Annotated in this window: 16 protein-coding genes, 1 tRNA gene and 5 pseudogenes; 17 read left to right on the top strand and 5 right to left on the bottom strand. The window is 66.9% G+C overall.

Translation table 11 applies throughout. The features are described from left to right. Window positions 1-46: 46 nt before the first annotated feature. Window positions 47-274 (top strand): hypothetical protein, encoded by a 228-nt coding sequence (locus tag AC0IX7_RS02005; protein ID WP_187503383.1) that lies wholly within the window; start codon window positions 47-49, stop codon window positions 272-274. 520 nt (window positions 275-794) lie between these two features. On the opposite strand, the gene AC0IX7_RS02000 is transcribed toward AC0IX7_RS02005, so the two are convergent. Both AC0IX7_RS02000 and rpsU read right to left on the bottom strand, forming a co-directional pair. Then, window positions 795-1,364 (bottom strand): FKBP-type peptidyl-prolyl cis-trans isomerase, encoded by a 570-nt coding sequence (locus AC0IX7_RS02000; protein WP_471810214.1) that lies wholly within the window; start codon window positions 1,362-1,364, stop codon window positions 795-797. Window positions 1,365-1,507: 143 nt separating this feature from the next. Continuing rightward, window positions 1,508-1,714 (bottom strand): 30S ribosomal protein S21, encoded by a 207-nt coding sequence (rpsU, locus tag AC0IX7_RS01995; protein ID WP_055878578.1) that lies wholly within the window; start codon window positions 1,712-1,714, stop codon window positions 1,508-1,510. Between the two features lie 249 nt (window positions 1,715-1,963). Here rpsU and AC0IX7_RS01990 point away from each other — a divergent pair, with 249 nt between their 5' ends. From AC0IX7_RS01990 to AC0IX7_RS01935, 12 genes and pseudogenes are all read left to right on the top strand, one after another. After that, window positions 1,964-2,875: a dioxygenase family protein gene (locus AC0IX7_RS01990; protein WP_471810212.1), complete on the top strand. Its 912-nt coding sequence runs from the start codon at window positions 1,964-1,966 to the stop codon at window positions 2,873-2,875. A 23-nt stretch (window positions 2,876-2,898) separates the two neighbouring features. Further along, complete coding sequence (gene cysS, locus AC0IX7_RS01985) at window positions 2,899-4,365, top strand: cysteine--tRNA ligase (protein WP_471810210.1); 1,467 nt, start codon at window positions 2,899-2,901, stop codon at window positions 4,363-4,365. Window positions 4,366-4,599: 234 nt separating this feature from the next. Further along, window positions 4,600-5,538: a D-2-hydroxyacid dehydrogenase gene (locus AC0IX7_RS01980; RefSeq protein ID WP_471810208.1), complete on the top strand. Its 939-nt coding sequence runs from the start codon at window positions 4,600-4,602 to the stop codon at window positions 5,536-5,538. A gap of 98 nt (window positions 5,539-5,636) precedes the next feature. Beyond that, window positions 5,637-7,009: pseudogene (locus tag AC0IX7_RS01975) on the top strand (class II 3-deoxy-7-phosphoheptulonate synthase). Between the two features lie 82 nt (window positions 7,010-7,091). Beyond that, window positions 7,092-7,166: transfer RNA gene (locus tag AC0IX7_RS01970), tRNA-Glu, on the top strand. Window positions 7,167-7,354: 188 nt separating this feature from the next. Further along, a pseudogene (locus AC0IX7_RS01965) lies at window positions 7,355-8,790 on the top strand (NAD-dependent succinate-semialdehyde dehydrogenase). A gap of 576 nt (window positions 8,791-9,366) precedes the next feature. Next, window positions 9,367-10,335 (top strand): hypothetical protein, encoded by a 969-nt coding sequence (locus tag AC0IX7_RS01960; RefSeq protein ID WP_471810206.1) that lies wholly within the window; start codon window positions 9,367-9,369, stop codon window positions 10,333-10,335. Window positions 10,336-10,408: 73 nt separating this feature from the next. Further along, the gene (locus tag AC0IX7_RS01955) at window positions 10,409-11,566 is read left to right on the top strand and encodes a hypothetical protein (RefSeq protein WP_471810205.1); all 1,158 of its coding nucleotides are present in this window, start codon (window positions 10,409-10,411) and stop codon (window positions 11,564-11,566) included. Beyond that, the gene (locus AC0IX7_RS01950) at window positions 11,457-13,778 is read left to right on the top strand and encodes a lanthionine synthetase LanC family protein (RefSeq protein ID WP_471810203.1); all 2,322 of its coding nucleotides are present in this window, start codon (window positions 11,457-11,459) and stop codon (window positions 13,776-13,778) included. Before AC0IX7_RS01955 ends, AC0IX7_RS01950 begins: the two co-directional genes overlap by 110 nt. A gap of 237 nt (window positions 13,779-14,015) precedes the next feature. Continuing rightward, on the top strand, window positions 14,016-14,666 hold the full coding sequence (locus tag AC0IX7_RS01945; protein WP_471813686.1) for a PepSY-associated TM helix domain-containing protein: 651 nt from the start codon (window positions 14,016-14,018) through the stop codon (window positions 14,664-14,666). Window positions 14,667-14,677: 11 nt separating this feature from the next. Further along, a pseudogene (locus AC0IX7_RS01940) lies at window positions 14,678-15,170 on the top strand (DUF2271 domain-containing protein). Window positions 15,171-15,195: 25 nt separating this feature from the next. Further along, a complete protein-coding gene (locus AC0IX7_RS01935; RefSeq protein WP_471810201.1) occupies window positions 15,196-16,047 on the top strand; it encodes a DUF4198 domain-containing protein in 852 nt (283 codons plus the stop codon). Here the strand turns inward: AC0IX7_RS01935 and AC0IX7_RS01930 are convergent. Next, window positions 16,014-16,208 carry a hypothetical protein gene (locus tag AC0IX7_RS01930; protein ID WP_471810199.1) on the bottom strand — a complete coding sequence of 65 codons (195 nt, stop codon included), beginning with the start codon at window positions 16,206-16,208 and terminating at the stop codon, window positions 16,014-16,016. The genes AC0IX7_RS01935 and AC0IX7_RS01930 overlap by 34 nt on opposite strands. On the opposite strand from AC0IX7_RS01930, the pseudogene AC0IX7_RS01925 reads away from it, so the two are divergent. The 4 genes and pseudogenes from AC0IX7_RS01925 to AC0IX7_RS01910 form a co-directional block, all read left to right on the top strand. After that, window positions 16,114-16,550: pseudogene (locus tag AC0IX7_RS01925) on the top strand (FAD:protein FMN transferase); the annotation flags it as partial. The gene AC0IX7_RS01930 and the pseudogene AC0IX7_RS01925 sit on opposite strands and share 95 nt — an antisense overlap. Next, window positions 16,439-17,089, top strand: coding sequence for an FAD:protein FMN transferase (locus tag AC0IX7_RS01920; protein ID WP_471813685.1), 651 nt, complete (start codon window positions 16,439-16,441; stop codon window positions 17,087-17,089). The pseudogene AC0IX7_RS01925 and the gene AC0IX7_RS01920, both read left to right, overlap by 112 nt. A 106-nt stretch (window positions 17,090-17,195) precedes the next feature. After that, window positions 17,196-17,933, top strand: coding sequence for an NUDIX domain-containing protein (locus AC0IX7_RS01915; protein ID WP_471810198.1), 738 nt, complete (start codon window positions 17,196-17,198; stop codon window positions 17,931-17,933). A gap of 1 nt (window position 17,934) precedes the next feature. Beyond that, a pseudogene (locus AC0IX7_RS01910) lies at window positions 17,935-18,661 on the top strand (extensin-like domain-containing protein). 367 nt (window positions 18,662-19,028) lie between these two features. On the opposite strand, the gene AC0IX7_RS01905 reads toward AC0IX7_RS01910, so the two are convergent. Both AC0IX7_RS01905 and AC0IX7_RS01900 read right to left on the bottom strand, forming a co-directional pair. Beyond that, on the bottom strand, window positions 19,029-19,583 hold the full coding sequence (locus AC0IX7_RS01905) for a hypothetical protein (protein WP_471810197.1): 555 nt from the start codon (window positions 19,581-19,583) through the stop codon (window positions 19,029-19,031). A 274-nt stretch (window positions 19,584-19,857) separates the two neighbouring features. Then, a complete protein-coding gene (locus AC0IX7_RS01900) occupies window positions 19,858-20,118 on the bottom strand; it encodes a hypothetical protein (RefSeq protein WP_471810196.1) in 261 nt (86 codons plus the stop codon). Window positions 20,119-20,330: the final 212 nt, after the last annotated feature.

Raw genomic sequence — 20,330 nt, 5'->3', positions numbered from 1 at the left:
CGGTTTCGTGCCAATGCCGGGCTGACGAGCACAAAGGGAGTTCATCATGCGTCTTGGGAAATATCTCCTGACCGCAGCAGCAGCCACGATGGCAGTTGCTCCGGCCATGGCAGCACCGGCAACTTCGTCGGCTACCGTTCGTTCGGGTTCGGTTTCGGCTGACAAGAACGAGCTGGCTGGCGGCGGCATCATCGTTGCGGTTCTCGCAGCAGCTGCAGTTGTCGCCGGTATCGTTATCGTTGCAGACAACGACGACGATTCGGACAGCAACTAAGTCTTACGACTTTGTTTCGAGAAATAGCGGTCTTCGGGCCGCTATTTTTTGCCCGCCGCAGATGCGGACCGCGCCGATACTCCAGTATCGTCTACCCGAAAGCCTGCTGACCCGACCGCGCCGCGCCCTGTTGCAGCGCCGCAAGGACTGAGGGTTGCGACCACCAACGCGCACGACCTGACTTCGCAGGACATCCTCCGCCGGGCGCTTTAGGCCGGATCGATATTCACGAACGAGCACGCGTAAACGCGCCCGGCCTCTACCGCCGACATCTCGCCGTTTTCCCGCAGAGGCTAGTTGGAGACATGAATCGGCAGGGCGTCGCAGACGCGGCCGAATGTCTGACACCGCGTTACCGCACTGCGCCTGTCACTTACTCAGGTAAGGTTGGCGACGCGCCCCCGCCCAGCGGCACCACCCGCCCAAACGAAAAACGCGCCCCCGAACGACCGGGAGCGCGCTTGCGAATCCATGGAGACGTTGCTCAGGATCGTGACGCCGGCAATCTGCCGGCCATCACTCAGGGCTGAGGCTGGCCCGGTGCGCCACCCGGCATACCGCCCGGCGCACGACCCATCTGCGCCTGGGCCTGCATCTGCTGCACCACGCTCTGCGGCAGGAAGTCGAGCAGTTCGACGTCGAACACCAGCGTCGAGTTCGCCGGGATCGGCCCGGCCGCCTTGTCGCCATACCCCAGCGCCGGCTTCATCCAGAAGCGATACTTCGAGCCCTTCGGCATCAGCTTCAGCGCTTCGGAGAAGCCCGGGACGACGCCGGTCACCGGCATCGGCGTCGGCTGCTGCGACTTGTCGAAGGTGGTGCCGTTGAGCAGCTTGCCCTCGTAGTTCACCAGCGCGACGTCCGCATCGGTCGGCTTGGCCGCACCGGGCTTGCCGGGCGCGATCACCTTGTACTGCAGACCCGACGCGGTCACGACCACGCCCTTGGCGCGGGCATTGCGTGCTAGCGGATCGTCGCCCTGGCGCGCGAGCGCGACCGCGGCGATCAGCGCGAGCGCGATACCGGCCCAGAGATAGACGAGATAGCTGCGCTTGGTGGGCTGCAGCGGCACTGCGGTGACGGTCGACATCGGATCAAGGCCCTCAGATCATCTGGGATCATCTGGTCACGCCGGAGCGCCGCGCGTGCCGTTGGAAAGCAAGCGGGGGCGCCGTTCTCGGCCGCCCCGTAAATACCGACCCGACCCGATCACCGGGTCTGGTCGATTAGATCTTACCGTGCGCCGTCGCGCTCGGCGCGCTTGCGGTCGAGCTTGCGCGAACGACGAATCGCTGCTGCACGCTCGCGTGCGCGCTTCTCGGACGGCTTCTCATAGTGCCGGCGCAGCTTCATCTCGCGATACACGCCTTCGCGCTGCAGCTTCTTCTTGAGCGCGCGAAGGGCCTGGTCGACGTTGTTGTCGCGTACGATGATCTGCATAAACCCGTTTAGCTCCGGTCGAATAGATTTTTGCCGTCGCGAATAGGTCCGCGCCGCATGAACTGGGGCCCCTATCAGGGGTCCGCCAGCGTTTCAAGCCAAACCCGCGACCAAAGCCAGCGACCGTCCGCTCGGGGCGGGTGCGCCACCTCGATGTGCAGACCGATCGCGGACACACACCGCAACACCGCGAAACACCCGGGCCACACGTCTTCGCCAGACGGCCTTCCTTACCAGATAGGCCATATCATGCACCATCACGACCAAGGCCCCCACGCCGAGGGCCACGGCCACAGCCTGGTCGAGGACATGGCGGTGATGCGGACGCTGCTCGCCCGCCGGGACGCGCTGAAGTGGTTCGCCGGCACAGGCACGCTCGCCTTGCTCTCCGGTTGCGGCAATGCCGAGTCGTCGGACGACGTGGTGATCGTCACCGACGTCACCCCGACCCTCGCCTCCACCGCAACGCCGACATCGACGTCAACCGCGACGACGACCGCCACGACCTGCATCGCCGATCCGACCGAAACCGCCGGCCCCTACCCCGCCGACGGCACCAACGGTTCGAGCGGATCGACCGCCAACGCGCTGACCGTGTCGGGCATCGTCCGCAGCGACATCCGCGCGAGCTTCATCGGCACGACCACCGTCGCGACCGGGACGCAATTGACGATCACGCTGACCTTGGTCGACGTCGACGTGACCTGCGCGCCGCTCGCCAACTACGCGGTCTATCTCTGGCAGTGCGACCGCAACGGCAACTATTCCCTCTACAGCGCGCCGACCGAGAGCTATCTGCGCGGCGTCCAGGTCACCGATGCGGCAGGCCAGGTGACCTTCACGACGATCGTCCCCGGCTGTTACGACGGCCGTTATCCGCACATGCATTTCGAGGTCTTCTCGAGCCTGACCGCAGCGACCGGCGGCCGCCATGCAATACTGACGTCGCAGCTCGCCATGCCTGCCGCACTCTGCAACGCGGCCTATGCGGACACGACGCTGTATCCGGAGAGCGCGACGCGGTTCGCCACGATCTCGACGTCGAGCGACACCGTCTTCGGCGACAACACTGCCGTGCAGGTCGCGCCGCAGACCCCGACCTTCTCGGGCTCCGTCGCCGACGGCTACACCGCAAGCGCCGTGATCGGCATCACGCGCTGACGGGCGGCGAGTAGGCGGGCTATTTGCCGCCGCCCGCGCGGTCGCTAAGAGGCGCGCATGACCCGCTCCCCACGACGCTATACAACAGCCTCTCGCGACAGCTCGAGACGTTCACCCCGATCGACCCCACAAATGTCGGCATCTATTCCTGCGGCCCGACGGTCTACAACTACGCGCATATCGGCAATCTGCGCGCCTACGTCTTCACCGACACGCTCAGCCGGGTGCTGACGTGGAAGGGCTATCCGCTCACCCACATCATCAACATCACGGACGTCGGCCATCTGATCTCCGACGCGGATGTCGGCGACGACAAGATGGAAGCGGCAGCGAAGGCCAGCGGCCAGGATATCTGGGCGATCGCACGTCATTATACCGAGGCCTTCAAACGCAACCTCGACGACCTCAACATCCGCCCGCCGAGCAAATTCCCGCTCGCCACCGATCACATCGAGGGCATGATCGCGTTCGGCAAGGCGATCGCGGACAAGCATTGCTACCAACTCCCGGACGGGCTGTATTTCGACACCTCGACGGTGCCCGATTATGGTCGCCTCGCCCGATCCCAGGACGATGCGGGCGAAAGCCGGATCGATCCGGTCGAGGGGAAGCGCCATCCGCAGGACTTCGCGATCTGGCGCACCTCGGCGCCCGGCGAGAACCGCCAGATGGAATGGGATTCGCCCTGGGGTCGCGGCGCGCCGGGCTGGCATCTCGAATGCTCGGTGATGAGCAAGCAGTATCTCGGCGACACGTTCGACATTCACACCGGCGGGATCGATCACCGCGAGATCCACCATCCCAACGAGATCGCGCAGAACCAGGCGCATTGCGAGTGCGGCGATACCGGCGCCACGCTGTGGATGCACAACAACTTCCTGGTCGAACGCTCGGGCAAGATGTCGAAGTCCGGCGGCGCGTTCACCACGTTGCAGACGCTCGTCGACCGCGGCTTCCACCCGCTCGCCTACCGGCTGATGTGCCTCCAGGCGCATTATCGCAGCGAGCTGGAATTCTCGTGGGAGAACCTCGCTGCGGCGCAGACACGGCTGAAGCGGCTCGCGATGACCGTCGAGACGCTGGCCGCCCGCGGCCCCGGCGGTCCCTCTGGTAGCGCGCGCGACTACCGCGAACGGCTCGACGCCGCGGTGTCCGACGACCTCGCCACCCCGCGCGCGCTGCCGATCCTCGACGAACTGCTCGCGGACAAGCGTATCGCACCCGCGGACCGGCTCGACGCGCTAGTCGATTTCGACGCGGTGCTCGGCCTCGATCTCGGAACGATCCGCCGCGAAGACCTGCGCATCCGCCCGGTAACCGCGACGATCGACGAAGCCACCATCGCCGCACGGCTTTCGGCCCGCCGCGACGCCCGCGCCGCCAAGGACTTCGACACGTCGGACGCGATCCGCGACGAACTGGCCGCCGCCGGCGTCGAGGTCATGGACGGCGATTCGCTAGGCTGGGACTGGAAGACCGCGGTGGAGTGAGTTCCCGAGTAGCTAGGGGAAGAATAAGGTCGCCATCATCGTACGGTCGTCATTCCCGCGGAGGCGGGAACCCATACTGGCCGGCCTTACGAATAAATCGCAAACCCTGAGTATATGGATCCCCGCCTGCGCGGGGATGACGAGATTGGGTTGTAGCGTACTAACCCACTCAATACGCGGCCCCCGCCCCACCCCGAAACTTGACTCTCCCGGCCACCAACCGATGTTCCCCCAATGAAAGCCGTCCTCCCAGCCGCCGCCCGCCCCCTCCTCGAACCGCACCTCCCCGCGGACCTCGACACCGCCTGGTTCGCCAAGCCCGCGGAGGCCAACGCGATGATCGCGGACGCGGACATCGCCTGGGTCGACATGCAGCCGACCGAACTCGTCGCCGACGCGATCCGCCACGCCGGGCCAGATCTCAAATGGGTCTCGACGATCTACGCCGGCCTCGACGCATTCCCGCTCGATACCCTGCGCGACAATGACGTCACGCTGACCAACGGTGCCGGCATCAACGCGGTAGCGGTCGCCGAATACGCCGTGATGGCCACACTCGTCGCCGCCAAGCGATTCGACACGGTCCTCCGCGCGCAGGACCGCCACGAATGGCTGAAGGACGCGCCCGGCAAGATCGAACTCGCCGGCACCAGGGCGCTGATCATCGGCTATGGCACGATCGGCCGGATGATCGGCGACCGCCTGAGCGCGTTCGGCGTCGACGTCACAGGCGTCACACGCACCGGCCGCGACGGCACGCTCACGCCCGATGCCTGGCGCGACCAACTCGGCGACTTCGACTGGGTCGTCCTAGCAGCGCCTTCGACCGGTGCCACGCACGCGATGATCGGCCACGACGAACTCGCGGCGATGAAGCCCTCCGCGTGGCTGATAAATATCGCCCGCGGCGACATGATCGACGACGACGCGCTGATCGCCGCGCTCACCGACGGCGGGATCGCGGGCGCAGTGCTGGATCCGACCAACCCCGAGCCCCTGCCCGCCGATCACCCGCTCTGGTCGACGCCCAACGCCATCGTCACGATGCATCTGTCGGGCCGCAGCCAGACCACGATGTTCGCGCGCGGCGCCGCGCTGTTCCTCGAGAACCTCGCCGCGTTCCTGGCGGGCACGTCGATGAAGAACGTCGCGGACCTCGACGCAGGGTATTGAAACCAGCCGGCACACCCGCCCCAAAGCTTTACTTCATTGCGCGAAAAGGCGTTTTCGCGCATGGCCAGCCCCACAATTCATCAATCGGACGACATGATATGGCCGCGAACTGGGCCCCCGACAGCTGGACGCGTCACGAAGCACGGCAGCTCCCCACCTACCCCGACGCCGCCGCGCTGACCGCCGCGACCGATCAGCTTGCGACCTTCCCGCCGCTGGTCTTCGCCGGCGAAGCGCGCAACCTGACCGCGAGCCTAGCCGAGGTCGCCGCCGGCAAGGCGTTCCTGCTCCAGGGCGGCGACTGCGCCGAGTCCTTCGCCGAGCACAGCGCGAACAACATCCGCGACACGTTCCGCGTCATCCTGCAGATGGCGGTCGTCCTGACGTTTGCATCGAAGCTGCCGGTCGTGAAGCTCGGGCGCATGGCCGGGCAATTTGCGAAGCCGCGCTCGACCGATACCGAGACGATCGGCGGCGTCGAGCTGCCGTCGTACCGCGGCGACAACGTCAACGACATCGCCTTCACCGCAGAGGCCCGCGCGCCCGATCCGCAGCGCATGATCCGCGCCTATTCGCAGTCGGCTGCCACGCTCAACCTGCTGCGCGCGTTCGCACAGGGCGGCTATGCGAACCTCCATCAGGTTCACCGCTGGACTCACGACTTCATGGGCCGCAGCCCTGGTCGAAGAAATATGCCGAGACCGCGGACCGGATCGGCGAGGCGCTCGAGTTCATGGCCGCCTGCGGGATCGACCCCGAGACCGTGCCACAGCTCGCACAGACGCATTTCTACACCAGCCATGAGGCGCTGCTTCTCCAGTACGAGCAGGCGCTGACCCGGCAGGATTCGCTGACCGGCGACTGGTACGACACCAGCGCGCACTTCCTCTGGATCGGCGATCGCACCCGGTTCGAGGGCTCGAGCCACGTCGAATACCTCCGCGGCATCGGCAACCCGATCGGCATCAAGTGCGGGCCTAGCCTGGAGCCCGACGCCCTGCTGAGGATGCTCGACACGCTCAACCCCGGCCGCATCCCCGGCCGGATGACGCTGATCACGCGCTATGGCTATGACAAGATCGAGGCGAACCTGCCCCGCCTCGTCCGCGCCGTCACGCGCGAAGGCCATCCGGTGGTGTGGAGCTGCGACCCGATGCACGGCAACGTCGTCAAGGCCGCCAACGGCTACAAGACGCGGCCGTTCGACCGCATCCTCGCCGAAGTCCGCGGCTTCTTCGCGGTCCACCGCGCGGAAGGCACGCACGCCGGCGGCATCCACGCCGAGATGACCGGCCAGAACGTGACCGAGTGCACCGGCGGCGCGGTCGACGTGACCGAGCAATCGCTGGCGGATCGCTATCACACCCACTGCGACCCGCGCCTCAACGCCAGCCAGAGCCTCGAACTCGCCTTCCTCCTCGCCGAGATGCTCAACGAGGAAATGGCCGAACGCAAGAAGGTCGCGGCCTGACAAAACGGCGGGCGTCGCAGGAAAAGTCGGCAGGTGTCTTGACGCCTGCCACCACCTTCCGTAGACGCCCGCATCTGCTAACGGCCCCTTCGTCTAGCGGTTAGGACGACGCCCTCTCACGGCGTAAGCACGAGTTCGATTCTCGTAGGGGTCACCAGCTTCTCCATCATCGCAGGCTCGATCGTCGGCCGCCGACCGCCCCGCCGACATTAGCCGCGACCCGTGCCGCAGGTCCGTCGATCGCCACGCGACCTTCTCCCGATTCTCCCGCGATAGGGTTACATTCGCGCCGTACCGCAACGACATGAGCCCGACAGTTCGATCGACGCAAACGGAGAGACGCTGATGACTGCGACCTACGATACCAAACTCGGGCTTTATATCGCCGGCGAATGGCTGAGCGGGGACGGTCGCGACACGCGCGACGTGCTCAATCCGGCGACCGGTGGGGGCAGGCCGCGTTGCCGCTCGCCAGCGCCGCCGATCTCGATCGGGCGCTCGAGGCGACGCAGCGCGGGTTCGTCGCGTGGCGCACCACTCCGCCGGAAAAGCGTGCCGCGATCCTGACGCGCACCGCGCAACTGCTGCGCGAGCGCGGGGATCATATCGCGCGCATCGCCACGCTCGAACAGGGCAAGATCCAGGCGGAGGCCAAGGGCGAGGTCGCGTTCGCCGCCGCACTGCTCGATTTCCACGCGGCCGAAGGCCTGCGTGTCTATGGCCGCGTCCTGCCCCGCCCCTCGGGCACCCGCAGCCTCGTGCTTCACCAGCCGGTCGGACCGGTCGCCGCGTTCTGCGCGTGGAACTTCCCGATCATGAACGTCGTGCGCAAGATCGCGCCGGCGCTCGCGGCGGGCTGCTCGATCATCATCAAGCCGTCCGAGGAAACCGCCGGCAGCGCGGTCGAAGTGCTCAAGTGCTTCCAGGATGCCGGCCTGCCCGGCGACGTCGCGCAGTGCGTGTTCGGCGTGCCCGACATGGTCTCGCGCCATCTGCTCGCCTCGCCGATCACGCGGAAACTGAGTTTTACCGGGTCGGTACCGGTCGGCAAGGCGCTGATGAAGCTGGCCGCCGACACGATGATGCGCACGACGATGGAGCTTGGCGGTCACGGTCCGGTGCTCGTGTTCGACGATTGCGATCTCGACAAGACGCTCGACACGCTGGTGGCGCACAAGTTCCGCAACGCCGGACAGGTCTGCGTCGCGCCGACCCGCTTCCACGTGCAGGACGGCATCTATGACCGCTTCGCCGCGGGGTTTGCCGAACGGACCCGCGGCCTGAAGGTCGGCGACGGCATGGATTCGGCGAGTCAGATGGGTCCGATGGCCAATGCCCGCCGCCCCGATGCGATCGCCGAGTTGGTCGGCGACGCGACCAACCACGGTGCCAAGCTGCTGGCGGGCGGCGACTATGGCGGCCAAGGCGGGTTCTTCTTCCAGCCGACCGTCCTGTCCGACGTGCCACTGTCGGCGCGCGCGATGAACGAGGAACCGTTCGGCCCGGTCGCCCTGCTCAGCCGCTTCGGCAGCGACGAGGATGCGATCGCCGAAGCCAACCGCCTGCCGTTCGGGCTGGCCGCCTATTGCTTCACCGAGAATGGCCGGCGCCAGAACCTGCTCGGCGATGCGATCGAGGCCGGGATGGTCGGCATCAACACCGTCCGCCTGAGCTATCCCGACAGCCCGTTCGGCGGCGTCAAGGACAGCGGCCACGGCTCGGAAGACGGGCCCGAGGGCATCACCGCGCATCTCGTCACCAAGGCAGTCCACATCAGCTGATCGCGGCCCCGCGGCTCTACCTCCAACGAACGCGACCTGCCGGAAAATGCCGAACTGGCGATCCCGGCGGGTCGCCCCCGACCCGACGACTCCGGCCGAACACCGGCCAAGATATCTCCATATCAGCGCAATACCGCTACCCCTGCCCCCGATCAGGGCCAGTCCGGGTCTCAAGCGCTTGGCACCACCCAGTCTCAATTCTGAAACTTTTATTTGCCGATCAAGCATAGCTATCTGTGCTTACGACAGAACTTGTCCATCTCGGATGCTTTGCGCCAAATACAATCGAATTTGGTTCAATTGCCAATTGCGGCCAAATCCCAATCGGATCATGACGCTGATAGCTCAAGAATCATCGAACAACAGTATTCGATTCATTGACGACTGATTAACTAAATCTCAGTCTACACAATTGTCATTAGAGTCAAGAGCCGAGCCGACCTTTACTCTTGGATTCTATTCAAAAGATCAGTGCACCAATACGTGCTGCTGGTTGCGGCGACCTGTGCCTTGGCAAAACAGCCCCCACGATCGCCTCATCGCTCCGGATATTCCGGAAACATAGGAGAAGGCGCTATGACTGGTTACGCTCAGAACTATCTCGGTGGCTCCGTTCAGCAACGGTATGGCGGCGGCAGCCCCGCGGTCGGTTGCCCGATCATAACGGGTACGATCTTCTGCACGATCGGCGTGGACACGGCGGTCGGCGCAGGAGCCGGCACGCCCGGCTGCAAGGACGTGATGTGGACCGCAGGCTGCACCTTTGCCGGCCAGCAGGCGGCAGCCGTGGATTGCGGCAACGTGCTGACCACGCTCGTCTGTACGCTCGGTGCACCGCAAGCCGCCCCTGCTGCTGCGGTCGGGTGCGTGCAAACCGTGTTCAGCCTGGGCTGCACGTTCCAGGGCGGACAGGGTGTCGGGAAGCAGGCGGCCGGCTATGGCGCGGCGTGCGGCAACGTGCTCACCACACTGGCGTGCACGCTCGATGCGCAGGCTCCCGCGGCTGGGGACGCGATGTGCGTCACACTCGTCACTGCACGACCGACCTGGTGCGCGCCGGTACCGGCCGGCGCCGGCAGCGACGCACAGCTGGCGGATTGCAAGCACGTCATGTGGACGGCGGGCTGCACGTTCGCGGGACAACAGGCGAACGCGGTCGAATGCGTCCAGCTCCTGACCACGACCCTCTGCACGCTGGGCGCTGCACAGCCGGCCGCAGCGGTGGATTGCGGCAACGTGCTGACCACGCTGGCCTGCACGTTGGGTGACGAGCAGACCGGTGCGCTGGGTGCGACACCCGGATGCAAGGACGTGCTGTGGACCGCAGGGTGCACGTTCCAGGCTGCTGAATCGGTCGCCGATTGCGGGCATGTCCTGACGACCCTCGCCTGCACGTTGGTGGCGGTTCCCGAGGAAAACGTCGCGGCCACGGATTGCAAGCACGTCATGTGGACGGCGGGCTGCACCTTTGCCGGCCAACCGCAGGCCGCCGAGGTCGAACTCGACTGCAAGCACGTCATGTGGTCGGCAGGCTGTACCTTCTGATCGATAGCCGAATGCCGTCGGCCCTCACGGGTCGGCGGTTCTTCGCAGGTTTCCCTCGCATATGGCAGGCCGCATGGACCCGATCGTCACGCGCAATCTCATCCGCTACCTGACAGGCAAGGGCCTGATCGACCGCGCGGGAATCGTCGATGGCGGCATGGTCCTGACGATGAGCCGCAGCCGCAACCGGTTCGTGATGCTCAAGCAGCGGAACGGCCCGGCGTATTTCATCAAGCAGGCGATCGAGACCGAGCCCGGCACGCGTGAGACGATCGCGCGCGAAGCGGAGGTCTATCGCGGCGCGTTCGGCGACGAACGCCTGCGCCCGCTGCGCGATCTGCTGCCGCAGTTCCGGCTCCACGATGCCGAGCAGGGCATCTTGATCAACGATCTGATTCCGGACAGCGAGACGCTGACCGCAGTCCACCGCAAGCTCGGGACCTGCCCGGTCGATCTCGCCGCACGACTGGGGACCGCCCCTGTCCGCCTATCACGCGATCCGCTTCGTCGAAGGCGCGCCGCAAGCTGCGCTGTTCCCTCAGCAATCGCCCTGGATTCTGCGGCTCCACGGCGAGGCGGATGTCAGCGGCATGCGGCGCAGTCCGGCGGCATCGGCGCTCCTCGACATATTGCTCGCGGCGCCCGGCGCGGGTGCGATGCTCGGCGAACTGCGCGACGGGTGGAAACGCGACACGCTGATCCATACCGACATGCGCTGGGAAAATTGCCTGCTCGCACCGAGGGCGACGCGCTGGCCGACCGGCGACTCTACATCATCGACTGGGAACTGGCCGATATCGGCGACGCCGCCTGGGACGTCGGCAGCATGCTGCAATCCTATCTCGCCTTCTGGATCGGCTCGATGCCCGCGGGATCGGATCCCGCCGCGCTGTTCGCGGGCGCGACCGTGCCACTCGCGTCGGTCCAGCCGGCGATCGCGTCGTTCTGGGCGGCGTATATCACCGCCAGCGACGCCTATCGGGGCGACGCGCCGGGCTTCCTGAAACGCTGCATCGGCATGTTGGCCGCGCGCATGATGGTGACCGCCTTCGAGCGTAGCGCCTGGAGCCAGACGACCGATCCGATCGCCATTCTGCTCGCCCAGACCGCGCTGAACATCCTTGCCGATCCGGACCGGGTGGCGGAGGAATTGCTGGGCATCGTCGATCCGGCCGCGCGGGTGCTCGACCGGGCGCCTGACCGGGCGCCCCACCAGGCAATCGCGGCGTGACCGGCACCACGAGCGAACTCGCCCCTTCGTCGCGGCGCTGCGGATCGGCGACGACGGTGCGATCCTGCTCGACGACGTGTCGGTCGGGCGCGTCAACGGCGCCGCGACCGAAGATGCGCTAGCGACCGCCCTGATGCCGGTGGTCTACGAACATGCCTATGCGCGGGTGTTCCCCAGGGACGATGCCGTCGCCGCGGTCGAACCCGCCGACCTGACGACCGCCCTGGAACGCGCCAATACCAGCCGATCGCGCGCCGAACAGGGATGGATCTTCAGCGGGAGCGACACGAACGGCAGCGTGCTGGCCACGCGCCACGGCCGCACCCGCCGGTTCGTGCCCGGCCAGTTCCTCGCCATCGATGGCGTCATGCCGATCCCGAAGGGAAGCGCGCTGGCGGTGCAGATCGCCGGCGGATCGGCCACTGCGCAACCCGGCTTCTATTACGCGTTCGGCGAAGCGTTTCGCGACGTGAACGATCTCGCGCCCATGGTCCGCTTCTACTGGAACGTGCGGATCGGCGGCGCGGTCGATCTGGTGACCGGATTGACCGCGCTGCTCAATCGCTACCGGATACCGTTCGATTTCAAGATCGTCGTGCGCAGCGCCGATTACACCCGTCGCGACAACGCGGTGCTGTATGTCGCGCAGCACCTGTTCCCGGCGGTATCGACGATCCTTCTCGCGGCCTACCCCGCCTTCGCCGCGTTGCTCGACCAGCCCGTGCCGCTGTTCGCGAGGCGCCTGGCGCCCGGGCTGGGCTTTGCCGAGGATCCCGGCAACCGCGAGAGCTTCGGCATGGCCCGCAGCCGCCTGGTCGCACAGGCGCTCGCCGCGTCGCGGGCCGATGGCGGGTTCGCCGCACCGCTGTTCGCCGCAACGCTGACGGCAAGGATCGCAGAGGCCGGCCTGCGCGCCGACGCCCTGTGGCTCAACGCCGGGTCCGACGACCAGTACGACGTTCCCCAATGCTCTCGCAGCAGGCGATACAGTGACCATGAACCCCTCTATCTCGAAACCGCGTTCGATATCGGCACCAAGCTCGCGCGCGATGCGGTGTGGCATGATGCGCGGTGCAACTGGTTCGGCCCGGTCCATGAGGATTTCACCGGCACGCAGGTGCTTGGCTGCGGCACGATGGGTCCGACCTTGTACGACGGTACCGCAGGGATCGGCCTGTTCCTCGCGCGGCTGCACCGGGCGACGGGCGATCCGCTGGCGGCACGCACCGCCACCGGCGCGATCGCACATGCGCTCGATCGCGCGGCCGATATCCCCGACGCGCTCCACCGGGGGTTCTACACCGGGTTTCTCGGGATCGGCTATGCCGCGATGCAGGCTGGCTCCGCACTCGGTCGCGAAGACCTCGTCGCGCAAGGCCTGGCGATGGTCCACCGCGCGGTGGCGTTGTCGCCGGAGGGGCGCGTCGCGATCGACGTGATGTCCGGAAATGCCGGCGCCATCCCCGTATTGCTTGCCCTGGGCGCGGCCTATGACGCGCCCTCGCTCACGGATGCCGCGACCGTCGCAGGGGAACGCCTGCTCGACGGCGCGGAGACCAGCGACCGCGGCATGTCCTGGAACGCGATGGGCGAGATGGCCGAACTGGTCGATCTATCCGGCCTGTCGGACGATCTGGTCGCGGACTTTCGCGCCCAACGCCGCCCCAATTTGACCGGCCTGTCGCACGGCGCGGGCGGGGTCGGCTGGGCGTTGCTCGAACTTGCCGCGGTGACAGAGGACGATCGGTTCGCCGCCGCGGGACGCGCCGCGTTCGCCTATGAAGACAGCTGGTTCGACACCGCGAGCGATCAATGGCCGGATCTGCGCAGCCATGATGCAGGCAAGCCGTTGGGCGCCGCACCCGCCGCCTGGTGCCACGGCGCGGTCGGCATCGGTCTCGCGCGCATTCGGGCCTTCGACCTCACCGGCGACGCGATGATGCGCCCGGCGATCGAGTCCGCCTTGCGGATCACCGCCCGATCGGTGATCGGCCAACTCGCGCGCAGCAGCTGCAACTACTCGCTGTGCCACGGCGCGGCCGGCGATGCGGAACTGTTCCTGAGCTGGACCACAGCGAGCGGCGATGCCGAGGCGCGAACGATCGTCGACGAAATCGCCCGGCACGGGATCGACACCTATGGCGCAACTGGTCGCCCCTGGCCGTCGGGCACGCCCGGCGCCGGCGAATCCCCAGTCTTATGCTGGGCCTAGCCGGCACCGGTCATTTCTACCTTCGGGCGTTCGATCCCGCGGCGACACCGTCGGTCCTGCTGCTCGCCCCGTCTTCGGCAAATCCCATCGTCAATCAATCGCGCATCCGATCGCCGGAGTTCGCCGACTAGAGCACCTCACGACTTTTTGCTAACAATTCTCAATAGCCTTGATTCCCGTTTGGCGACGCGATAGGCGGTGGCGGTGAACACGCCCCAGCCTCTGCCACAGTCTCTCATCTCCCGGGGATCCGCCCCACCGCCCGTCGTCGCCAAGCGAAAGCGCAAATGGCGGGGCTGGTGGCTCAAGCAACTGCACACTTGGCACTGGATCAGCGCAGCGTTGTCCCTGGTCGGCATGCTGTTGTTCGCGATTACCGGCATCACGCTCAACCATGCGGCGACGATCGGCGCCAAGCCGGTCGTGGCCGAAAAGACGGGGATGCTGCCGGCGCCGCTACTCCGCATGCTGACCGCACCGCATGCCGCCGATGCGCCACTCCCAACGCCGGTCGCGAAGGGCGTAGCCGCCGCGATCGGTCTCGATCCCGCAGGCAAGCCGGTCGAATGGTCCGACACCGACGCCTATGTCGCGCTGCCCCGTCCCGGCGGCGATGCCTGGGTCAGCATCGCGCGCGCGACCGGTCGGATAACCGCCGAGACGACCGATCGCGGCTGGATCTCGTACCTCAACGATCTCCACAAGGGTCGCAATGCGGGCGCAGCGTGGAGCTGGTTCATCGATATCTTCGCCGGCGCGTGTATCCTGTTCACGCTGACCGGGCTGCTCCTGTTGCAGCTCCACGCACGCCATCGACCGGCAACCTGGCCGATCGTTGCCGCCGGGCTCGCCATTCCCGTCCTGCTCGCCATCCTGTTTATCCATTGAGGGGTCCTGCCATGCGTCCAACCGCGTTCCTGTTGCTCGGCGGAGCGATCACCGCGCCCGCGCTGGTACCGCCCGCGAGCGCCGCGCCTGCGGGGACCGTCACGATCACCGTCCCGCGGCTGAACGTCGCCGAATATCACAAGCCCTATGTCGCCATCTGGCTCGAGCCGGTCGGCGGCGGTGCCCGCGCACGCTGGCGGTCTGGTACGATTTGAAGAAGCGCGGCAACGACCCCGGCACCAAATGGCTCGCAGACCTGCGTGCATGGTGGCGAAAGGGGGCCGCAGCCTCGACATGCCCGCCGACGGCATCAGCGGCGCCACGCGGGGGCCCGGCCAGTACACCATCCCGCTGCCCGCCAATCTCAAGCCCGGCAACTATATCCTGACCGTCGAAGCCGCCCGCGAGACCGGCGGCCGCGAACTCGTCTCCGTACCGCTTACCGCCGGAGCCCGCACCACGGGCAAGACCGAACTTGGCGCCATCGCCGTCTCCGCCCGCTGAGATGGGCTTGCTGAAGGATCACATCATGAAGCCTCTCGCCAAGACGTCTTTTGCGGCACGCTTGCTGGCCGCCGCCGCATTGTTGTCGATCCCCACCGCGCTGTCCGCGCACCGCATGTGGCTGCTGCCGTCCGCCACCGTGTTCTCGGGGACCGACGGCTGGGTGACGGTCGACGCCGCAGTGTCGAACGACCTGTTCTTCTTCGACCACCAGCCGCTCAGGCTGGACGGCATGAAGGTCTGGCAGCCCGACGGCAGCGAAGGCACGCTCCAGAACGGCGCGACCGGCCGCTATCGCTCGGTCTTCGACGTGAAGCTCGACAAGCCCGGCACATGGAAGATCGGCACCCAGATGTCCGCCGTCATGGGCAGCTTCAAGGTCGACGGCGTCGAGAAGCGCCTCGGCCGTCGCGGTCCACCGCAGCCGAACGCGCCCGCCCCGCTGACCGTCGCCGACATTCCCGCCAACGCGACCGACGTGAAGGTCACCGAGGTTACCGGCCGCAACGAGATTTTCGTGACCGCCGGCGCACCGACCACCACCGTCTTCAAGACCACCGGCAAGGGCCTGGAGTTCGCACCGGTCACGCATCCCGACGAACTGGTCGCGGGCGAGACCGCCAAGTTCCGTTTCCTGGTCGACGGCAAGCCAACCGCCGGCATCAAGGTCACCGTGATCCCCGGCGGCAAGCGCTACCGCAACGACGAAGGCGCACGCGAACTGACCACCGGCGCGGACGGCATGCTCAGCGTCGATTGGCCGACCGCGGGTATGTATTGGCTCAGCGCGACGATGACCGACGCCAAGGCGACGAGCCCGCGGGCGACCGAACGCCGGATGAGCTACGTCACGACGCTCGAAGTGCTGACGCCGTAACCATCCCGGGTGAGCAGGCCCCTTCCCACGACGCGGATCGCATTGCCGGCGACGATCGCGCCGGCAATGCCCGATCCCTCCGATATCGTGATCGCACTGCGCGGCGAGACGATGGGCACGACCTGGCACGCGCAACTCGCCGCCCCGCGGGACTGTGACACGGCTGCGATCCAGCGAGCGATCCACCGGGCGATCGTCTCGCGGCTCGCCGGGATCGTCGCGGCAATGAGTCACTGGGTACCGACGTCGCTGCTGTCCCGCTTCAATCGCGCGGCAGCGGGGACATGGACGACGCTCCCGACCGACTTCGCACGGGTCATGGTCCGCGCGCTCGCCATCGCCGAGACGACCGGGGCGCGTTCGATCCGGCGATCGGCCGGCTCGTCGATGCCTGGGGGTTCGGTCCGATCCCTGTCGAGGGTTTGCCCAGCGAGCCGCAGATCGAGGCGGCGATGGCCAGATCAGGCTGGCGCCACCTCGCCCTGTCTACTTCCACGACGTCTACCTCCAGAACGTCCAGGTCCGCGACCGGCACGCATCTGCTCCAGCCGGGCGGCATCGCACTCGACCTTTCGGAATCGCCAAGGGATATGCCGTCGATGCGGTCGCCGCGCTGCTGGAAGCCGCGGGGTTCGTCCATCACCTCGTCGAGATCGGCGGCGAACTCGTCGGCGCGGGAATGCGGCCCGACGGCGATCCGTGGTGGGTCGATCTCGAAACCCCGACCGGTACGATCCTGCCGCCGTTACGCGTGGCGCTGCACGGCATGGCGGTCGCGACCTCGGGCGATTACCGGCGCGGCGCGCATACGCTCGATCCGCGCACGGGCCGCGCGATCGACACCGGGATCGTATCGGCCAGCGTGATCCACCGGACCGCGATGGACGCCGACGCCTGGGCCACCGCGCTCACCGTGCTCGGTCCGGTCGCGGGCCTCGAACTGGCCCGCGAACAGGGGCTAGCCGCACGATTGGTCACGCTCGTCGATGGCGACACATGCGAGTATCTGAGCCCCGGCTTGGCCGCGATGCTGTTCGACTGACGGGAGCCGCCGCCCCAGGTCGACGCGCCGCTACCCGATCCGACATTCGCGCGTTATCGCTCGGCTATGACCGCAACGCTCTCCCCGCCTTGCTCGCCTCCCCGCCTTGCCCGCCGCGACCCTGGTGGTGTTTCGCGAGTCCGGCGATGGCGCACCGACGCTGCTCATGGTCGAGCGGGCGAAGGCGATGGTGTTCGCCGGCGGCGCGCTGGTGTTTCCAGGCGGGCGGGTCGATCCCGGCGACCATGCGCTGGCCGCGTTGTCGGGCCAGGCCGATGACGACACCGCCGCGCGCATCGCCGCGATCCGCGAGACGATCGAGGAGGCGGGGCTTCCCGTCGGATTGTCGCCGATGCCGTCGCCGACCACGTTCGAGCGATTGCGCGCCTCGCTGCACGCCGGCACCGCATTCGGCGAGGCGTTGGCGGAAGCCGGCGCCAGTCTCGACCTCGACGCGCTCACCTATTTCGCACGCTGGCGGCCGGCGCATGCGCATGCCCGGATCTTCGATACGCGCTTCTACCTGGCGCGGCTCTCTGCGGATGCGCCCGAGGCCCGGGTCGATGCGACGGAGAATGTCCGGCTGTTCTGGGCGACCGCGGCCGACGTGCTGGCCGACGCCGATGCGGGCCGCGCGACGATCATCTTTCCGACCCGCCGCAATCTCGAACGGCTCGCGCAGTTCCCCGATTTCGAAGCGGCCGTCACCGACGCGCGCGCGCATCCCGTGCGGACGGTGACGCCGTGGACCGAGATACGGGACGGCGTCGAGCATCTCTGCATCCCCGACGATCTCGGCTATCCGGTGACGTCGGAGCCGATGTCGGACGCGGTGCGCGGCTGACGTGCGGGCGGTGCGGCTCACCCTTGGCTGGCTCGTGGGGCTGGCGATCGTCGCGACGCTCGCGCTGATGCTCTGGTCGATGGCGCGCGGCCGCCCGCAGGATGTGCCCTGGGCGCCGCTCGATCTCGGCCAGCCGATCGGTATGTTCACCGGTCGCAAGTTGACCGCGCTGACCGAGGATTTCCCGCAATGCCGCGCGCTGCTTGATCGTGCGGGGGCGCGCTACACCGTCCTGCCACCGCGCAAGGGCGAAGGGCAATGCGGCTATTCGGATGGCGTCAGGTTGACCGGCGGCGCGCGGAAGATCGGGTTCGTGCCCGCCGGGCTCGGCATCGCCTGCCCCGTCGCCGCGGCCCTGTCGATGTGGGAATGGGACGTCGTCCAGCCCGCAGCCGAGCACCATTTCGGCGCGCGAGTGGCCAGCATCGATCATTTCGGCAGCTATAGTTGCCGGCGGATCTACGGTCGCGATGCGGGAACTGGAGCGAACATTCCACCGCGGACGCGGTCGACATCGCCGGCTTCCGCCTGACCAACGGCACCCGCATCACCGTCGCGCGCGACTGGAAGGGCGACGATGCAAAGTCGGCCTTCCTCCGCGAAGTGCGAGACGGAGCGTGCAAGGTGTTCGCGACGACGCTCTCCCCGATTACAACGCCGCGCATGCCGACCATTTGCATCTGGATCAGGCGAACCGTGGATCGATGGGCTGGCGGGCGTGTCGGTGAACGGGATGACTGGAGTGACCGGGTAGCTCGGATTTGGAGCGCGTAACCACGCCTTCCAAAACACAGCGGCGCACCCCTTCTCTACCACCCCGGCGAAGGCCGGGGCCCAATTGGGGGACGCCAATGACAAGCGTAGCGCATCGTTACGACAACCTCACCAATTGGGCCCCGGCCTCCGCCGGGGTGGTGAGGAGCGCGCGGCCGAAGCCCGTTGCAGCCCAAGTGAAAAGTTTCAATCCTCCCCGCAAGGGGAGGTGGCGCCGAAGGTGACGGAGGGGAGGACACGGAGCAGATGTTTCGCGTGCCTCCCCTCCGTCAGGCGTTGCCGCCACCTCCCCTTGCGGGGAGGATTGGCTAAAGCCAAACTTCAACTCGCCAGCGTCGTCCCCGAATCCACCTTCTCCACCCAATACGGAAAGAACGCCGGCTGCCGGTTCGACCAGCCTGACGCGGTCGCCGCAGCCTCGCTGATCGACTGGAGCAGTTTGCGCCGCAATTCCGGATGCAGGTGCGGGAGCGCCGCCGCCGCACAGAATGCCGACGGCAACCAAGGCCGAACCTCCGCCCCGATCAACCGCTCGTACAGGAACCGCAGCGCCGAAAAGCTCGTCAGACGCCCCTGCCCCAGATCGAACGCAACGAGGGTCATCAGCGGCGCCAGGAAGGGCTCGATCGCATCCAGCCCGCTATCGTCGGGCACCATCGCGCGCAGGTCAGGGAGGTTGTTGTAGAGACGCGCCTGCGCCCGGATGCTCGCCGCCTCGACCACGTCGCGCGACCAGCGCAGCATCGCGTCCTCGCGGTCGAGCCCCACGTCGAGCGAGCGGCGGATGTACCGCTGCGTCGAACTCGGGAAGCTCGCAAATTCCTTCATCTCGGCCAGCGTCATCGAGCCCTGTGCCGGTTTCATTCTGGAAGCCATGTCGTCACCCCGCTCTCGTCAAGGAACCGGCAGACTATGCGCCTGGATGGTTAACAACGACCCTATCGCGCGTCATCTTTCCGTAACACCAAGCCACCATGAAAGCTGTTGCGCTGCAACAAGGCTGCGACGAACCGAACGAAACTAAGCGATTTGATCGTCTTGCGCGGCGTTTGGGCAACAAAAGCGCCGGTCGTTGCCGACCGGCGCTCGTTCGTTGTGCAGACGAGGGCGTTACGCCTGCTTTTCGCGCAGCGCCCGCTCGGCGTCCTCGTCATACCCCGACGACTTTGCCGCCTCGCGATTGGAGCCCGGCTGCGTCGCGGACAACGGGTCGCTGCCGTCCATCGATCTCGTCGAGCCTGTTGTCGAGACGGGCATCGGCGCTGTCCGGGTTCTTCTGCAGACGCTTGCCGATCGACTTGTCCTGCCCCGCTTCCTGGCGCGGATCGCGACCCGAGCTCTTGCCCTCGGAATCCTTGTCGTCGGGCGCTACGGACAGGCTGTCCAACGCGCTCTTGTCTATGTCGGTCATTGCGACGTCCCTCTTTAATCTTGGCGATGATCAACGGTCCAAGTGGCAGAGCGTTCCTGTCCCGCCTCCAGGTCGTGCCGCTTCGCCACCCCCCGTCCGCCCTTTTCCTTCCCCTCCCTGAAAGGGAGGGGTCGGGGTGGGTAGGCCAGCCTGAGCCCCAACGGTCCGAACATGCGGAACCCGACCCACCCCCAGCCCCTCCCTTCCAGGGA

The organism is Sphingomonas sp. AC411 (genome assembly GCF_979253035.1).
Note: the sequence above shows the minus strand (reverse complement) of the source record. Positions and strands in the feature narration are given on the sequence as shown.

Coding starts and splice junctions, on each gene's coding strand:
- AC0IX7_RS02000 (WP_471810214.1), bottom strand. CDS start 1,364: ATGTCGACCGTCACCGCAGTGCCGCTGCAGCCCACCAAGCGCAGCTAT.
- AC0IX7_RS02005 (WP_187503383.1), top strand. CDS start 47: ATGCGTCTTGGGAAATATCTCCTGACCGCAGCAGCAGCCACGATGGCA.
- AC0IX7_RS01900 (WP_471810196.1), bottom strand. CDS start 20,118: ATGACCGACATAGACAAGAGCGCGTTGGACAGCCTGTCCGTAGCGCCC.
- AC0IX7_RS01955 (WP_471810205.1), top strand. CDS start 10,409: ATGGACCCGATCGTCACGCGCAATCTCATCCGCTACCTGACAGGCAAG.
- AC0IX7_RS01980 (WP_471810208.1), top strand. CDS start 4,600: ATGAAAGCCGTCCTCCCAGCCGCCGCCCGCCCCCTCCTCGAACCGCAC.
- AC0IX7_RS01990 (WP_471810212.1), top strand. CDS start 1,964: ATGCACCATCACGACCAAGGCCCCCACGCCGAGGGCCACGGCCACAGC.
- AC0IX7_RS01935 (WP_471810201.1), top strand. CDS start 15,196: ATGAAGCCTCTCGCCAAGACGTCTTTTGCGGCACGCTTGCTGGCCGCC.
- rpsU (WP_055878578.1), bottom strand. CDS start 1,714: ATGCAGATCATCGTACGCGACAACAACGTCGACCAGGCCCTTCGCGCG.
- AC0IX7_RS01960 (WP_471810206.1), top strand. CDS start 9,367: ATGACTGGTTACGCTCAGAACTATCTCGGTGGCTCCGTTCAGCAACGG.
- AC0IX7_RS01905 (WP_471810197.1), bottom strand. CDS start 19,583: ATGGCTTCCAGAATGAAACCGGCACAGGGCTCGATGACGCTGGCCGAG.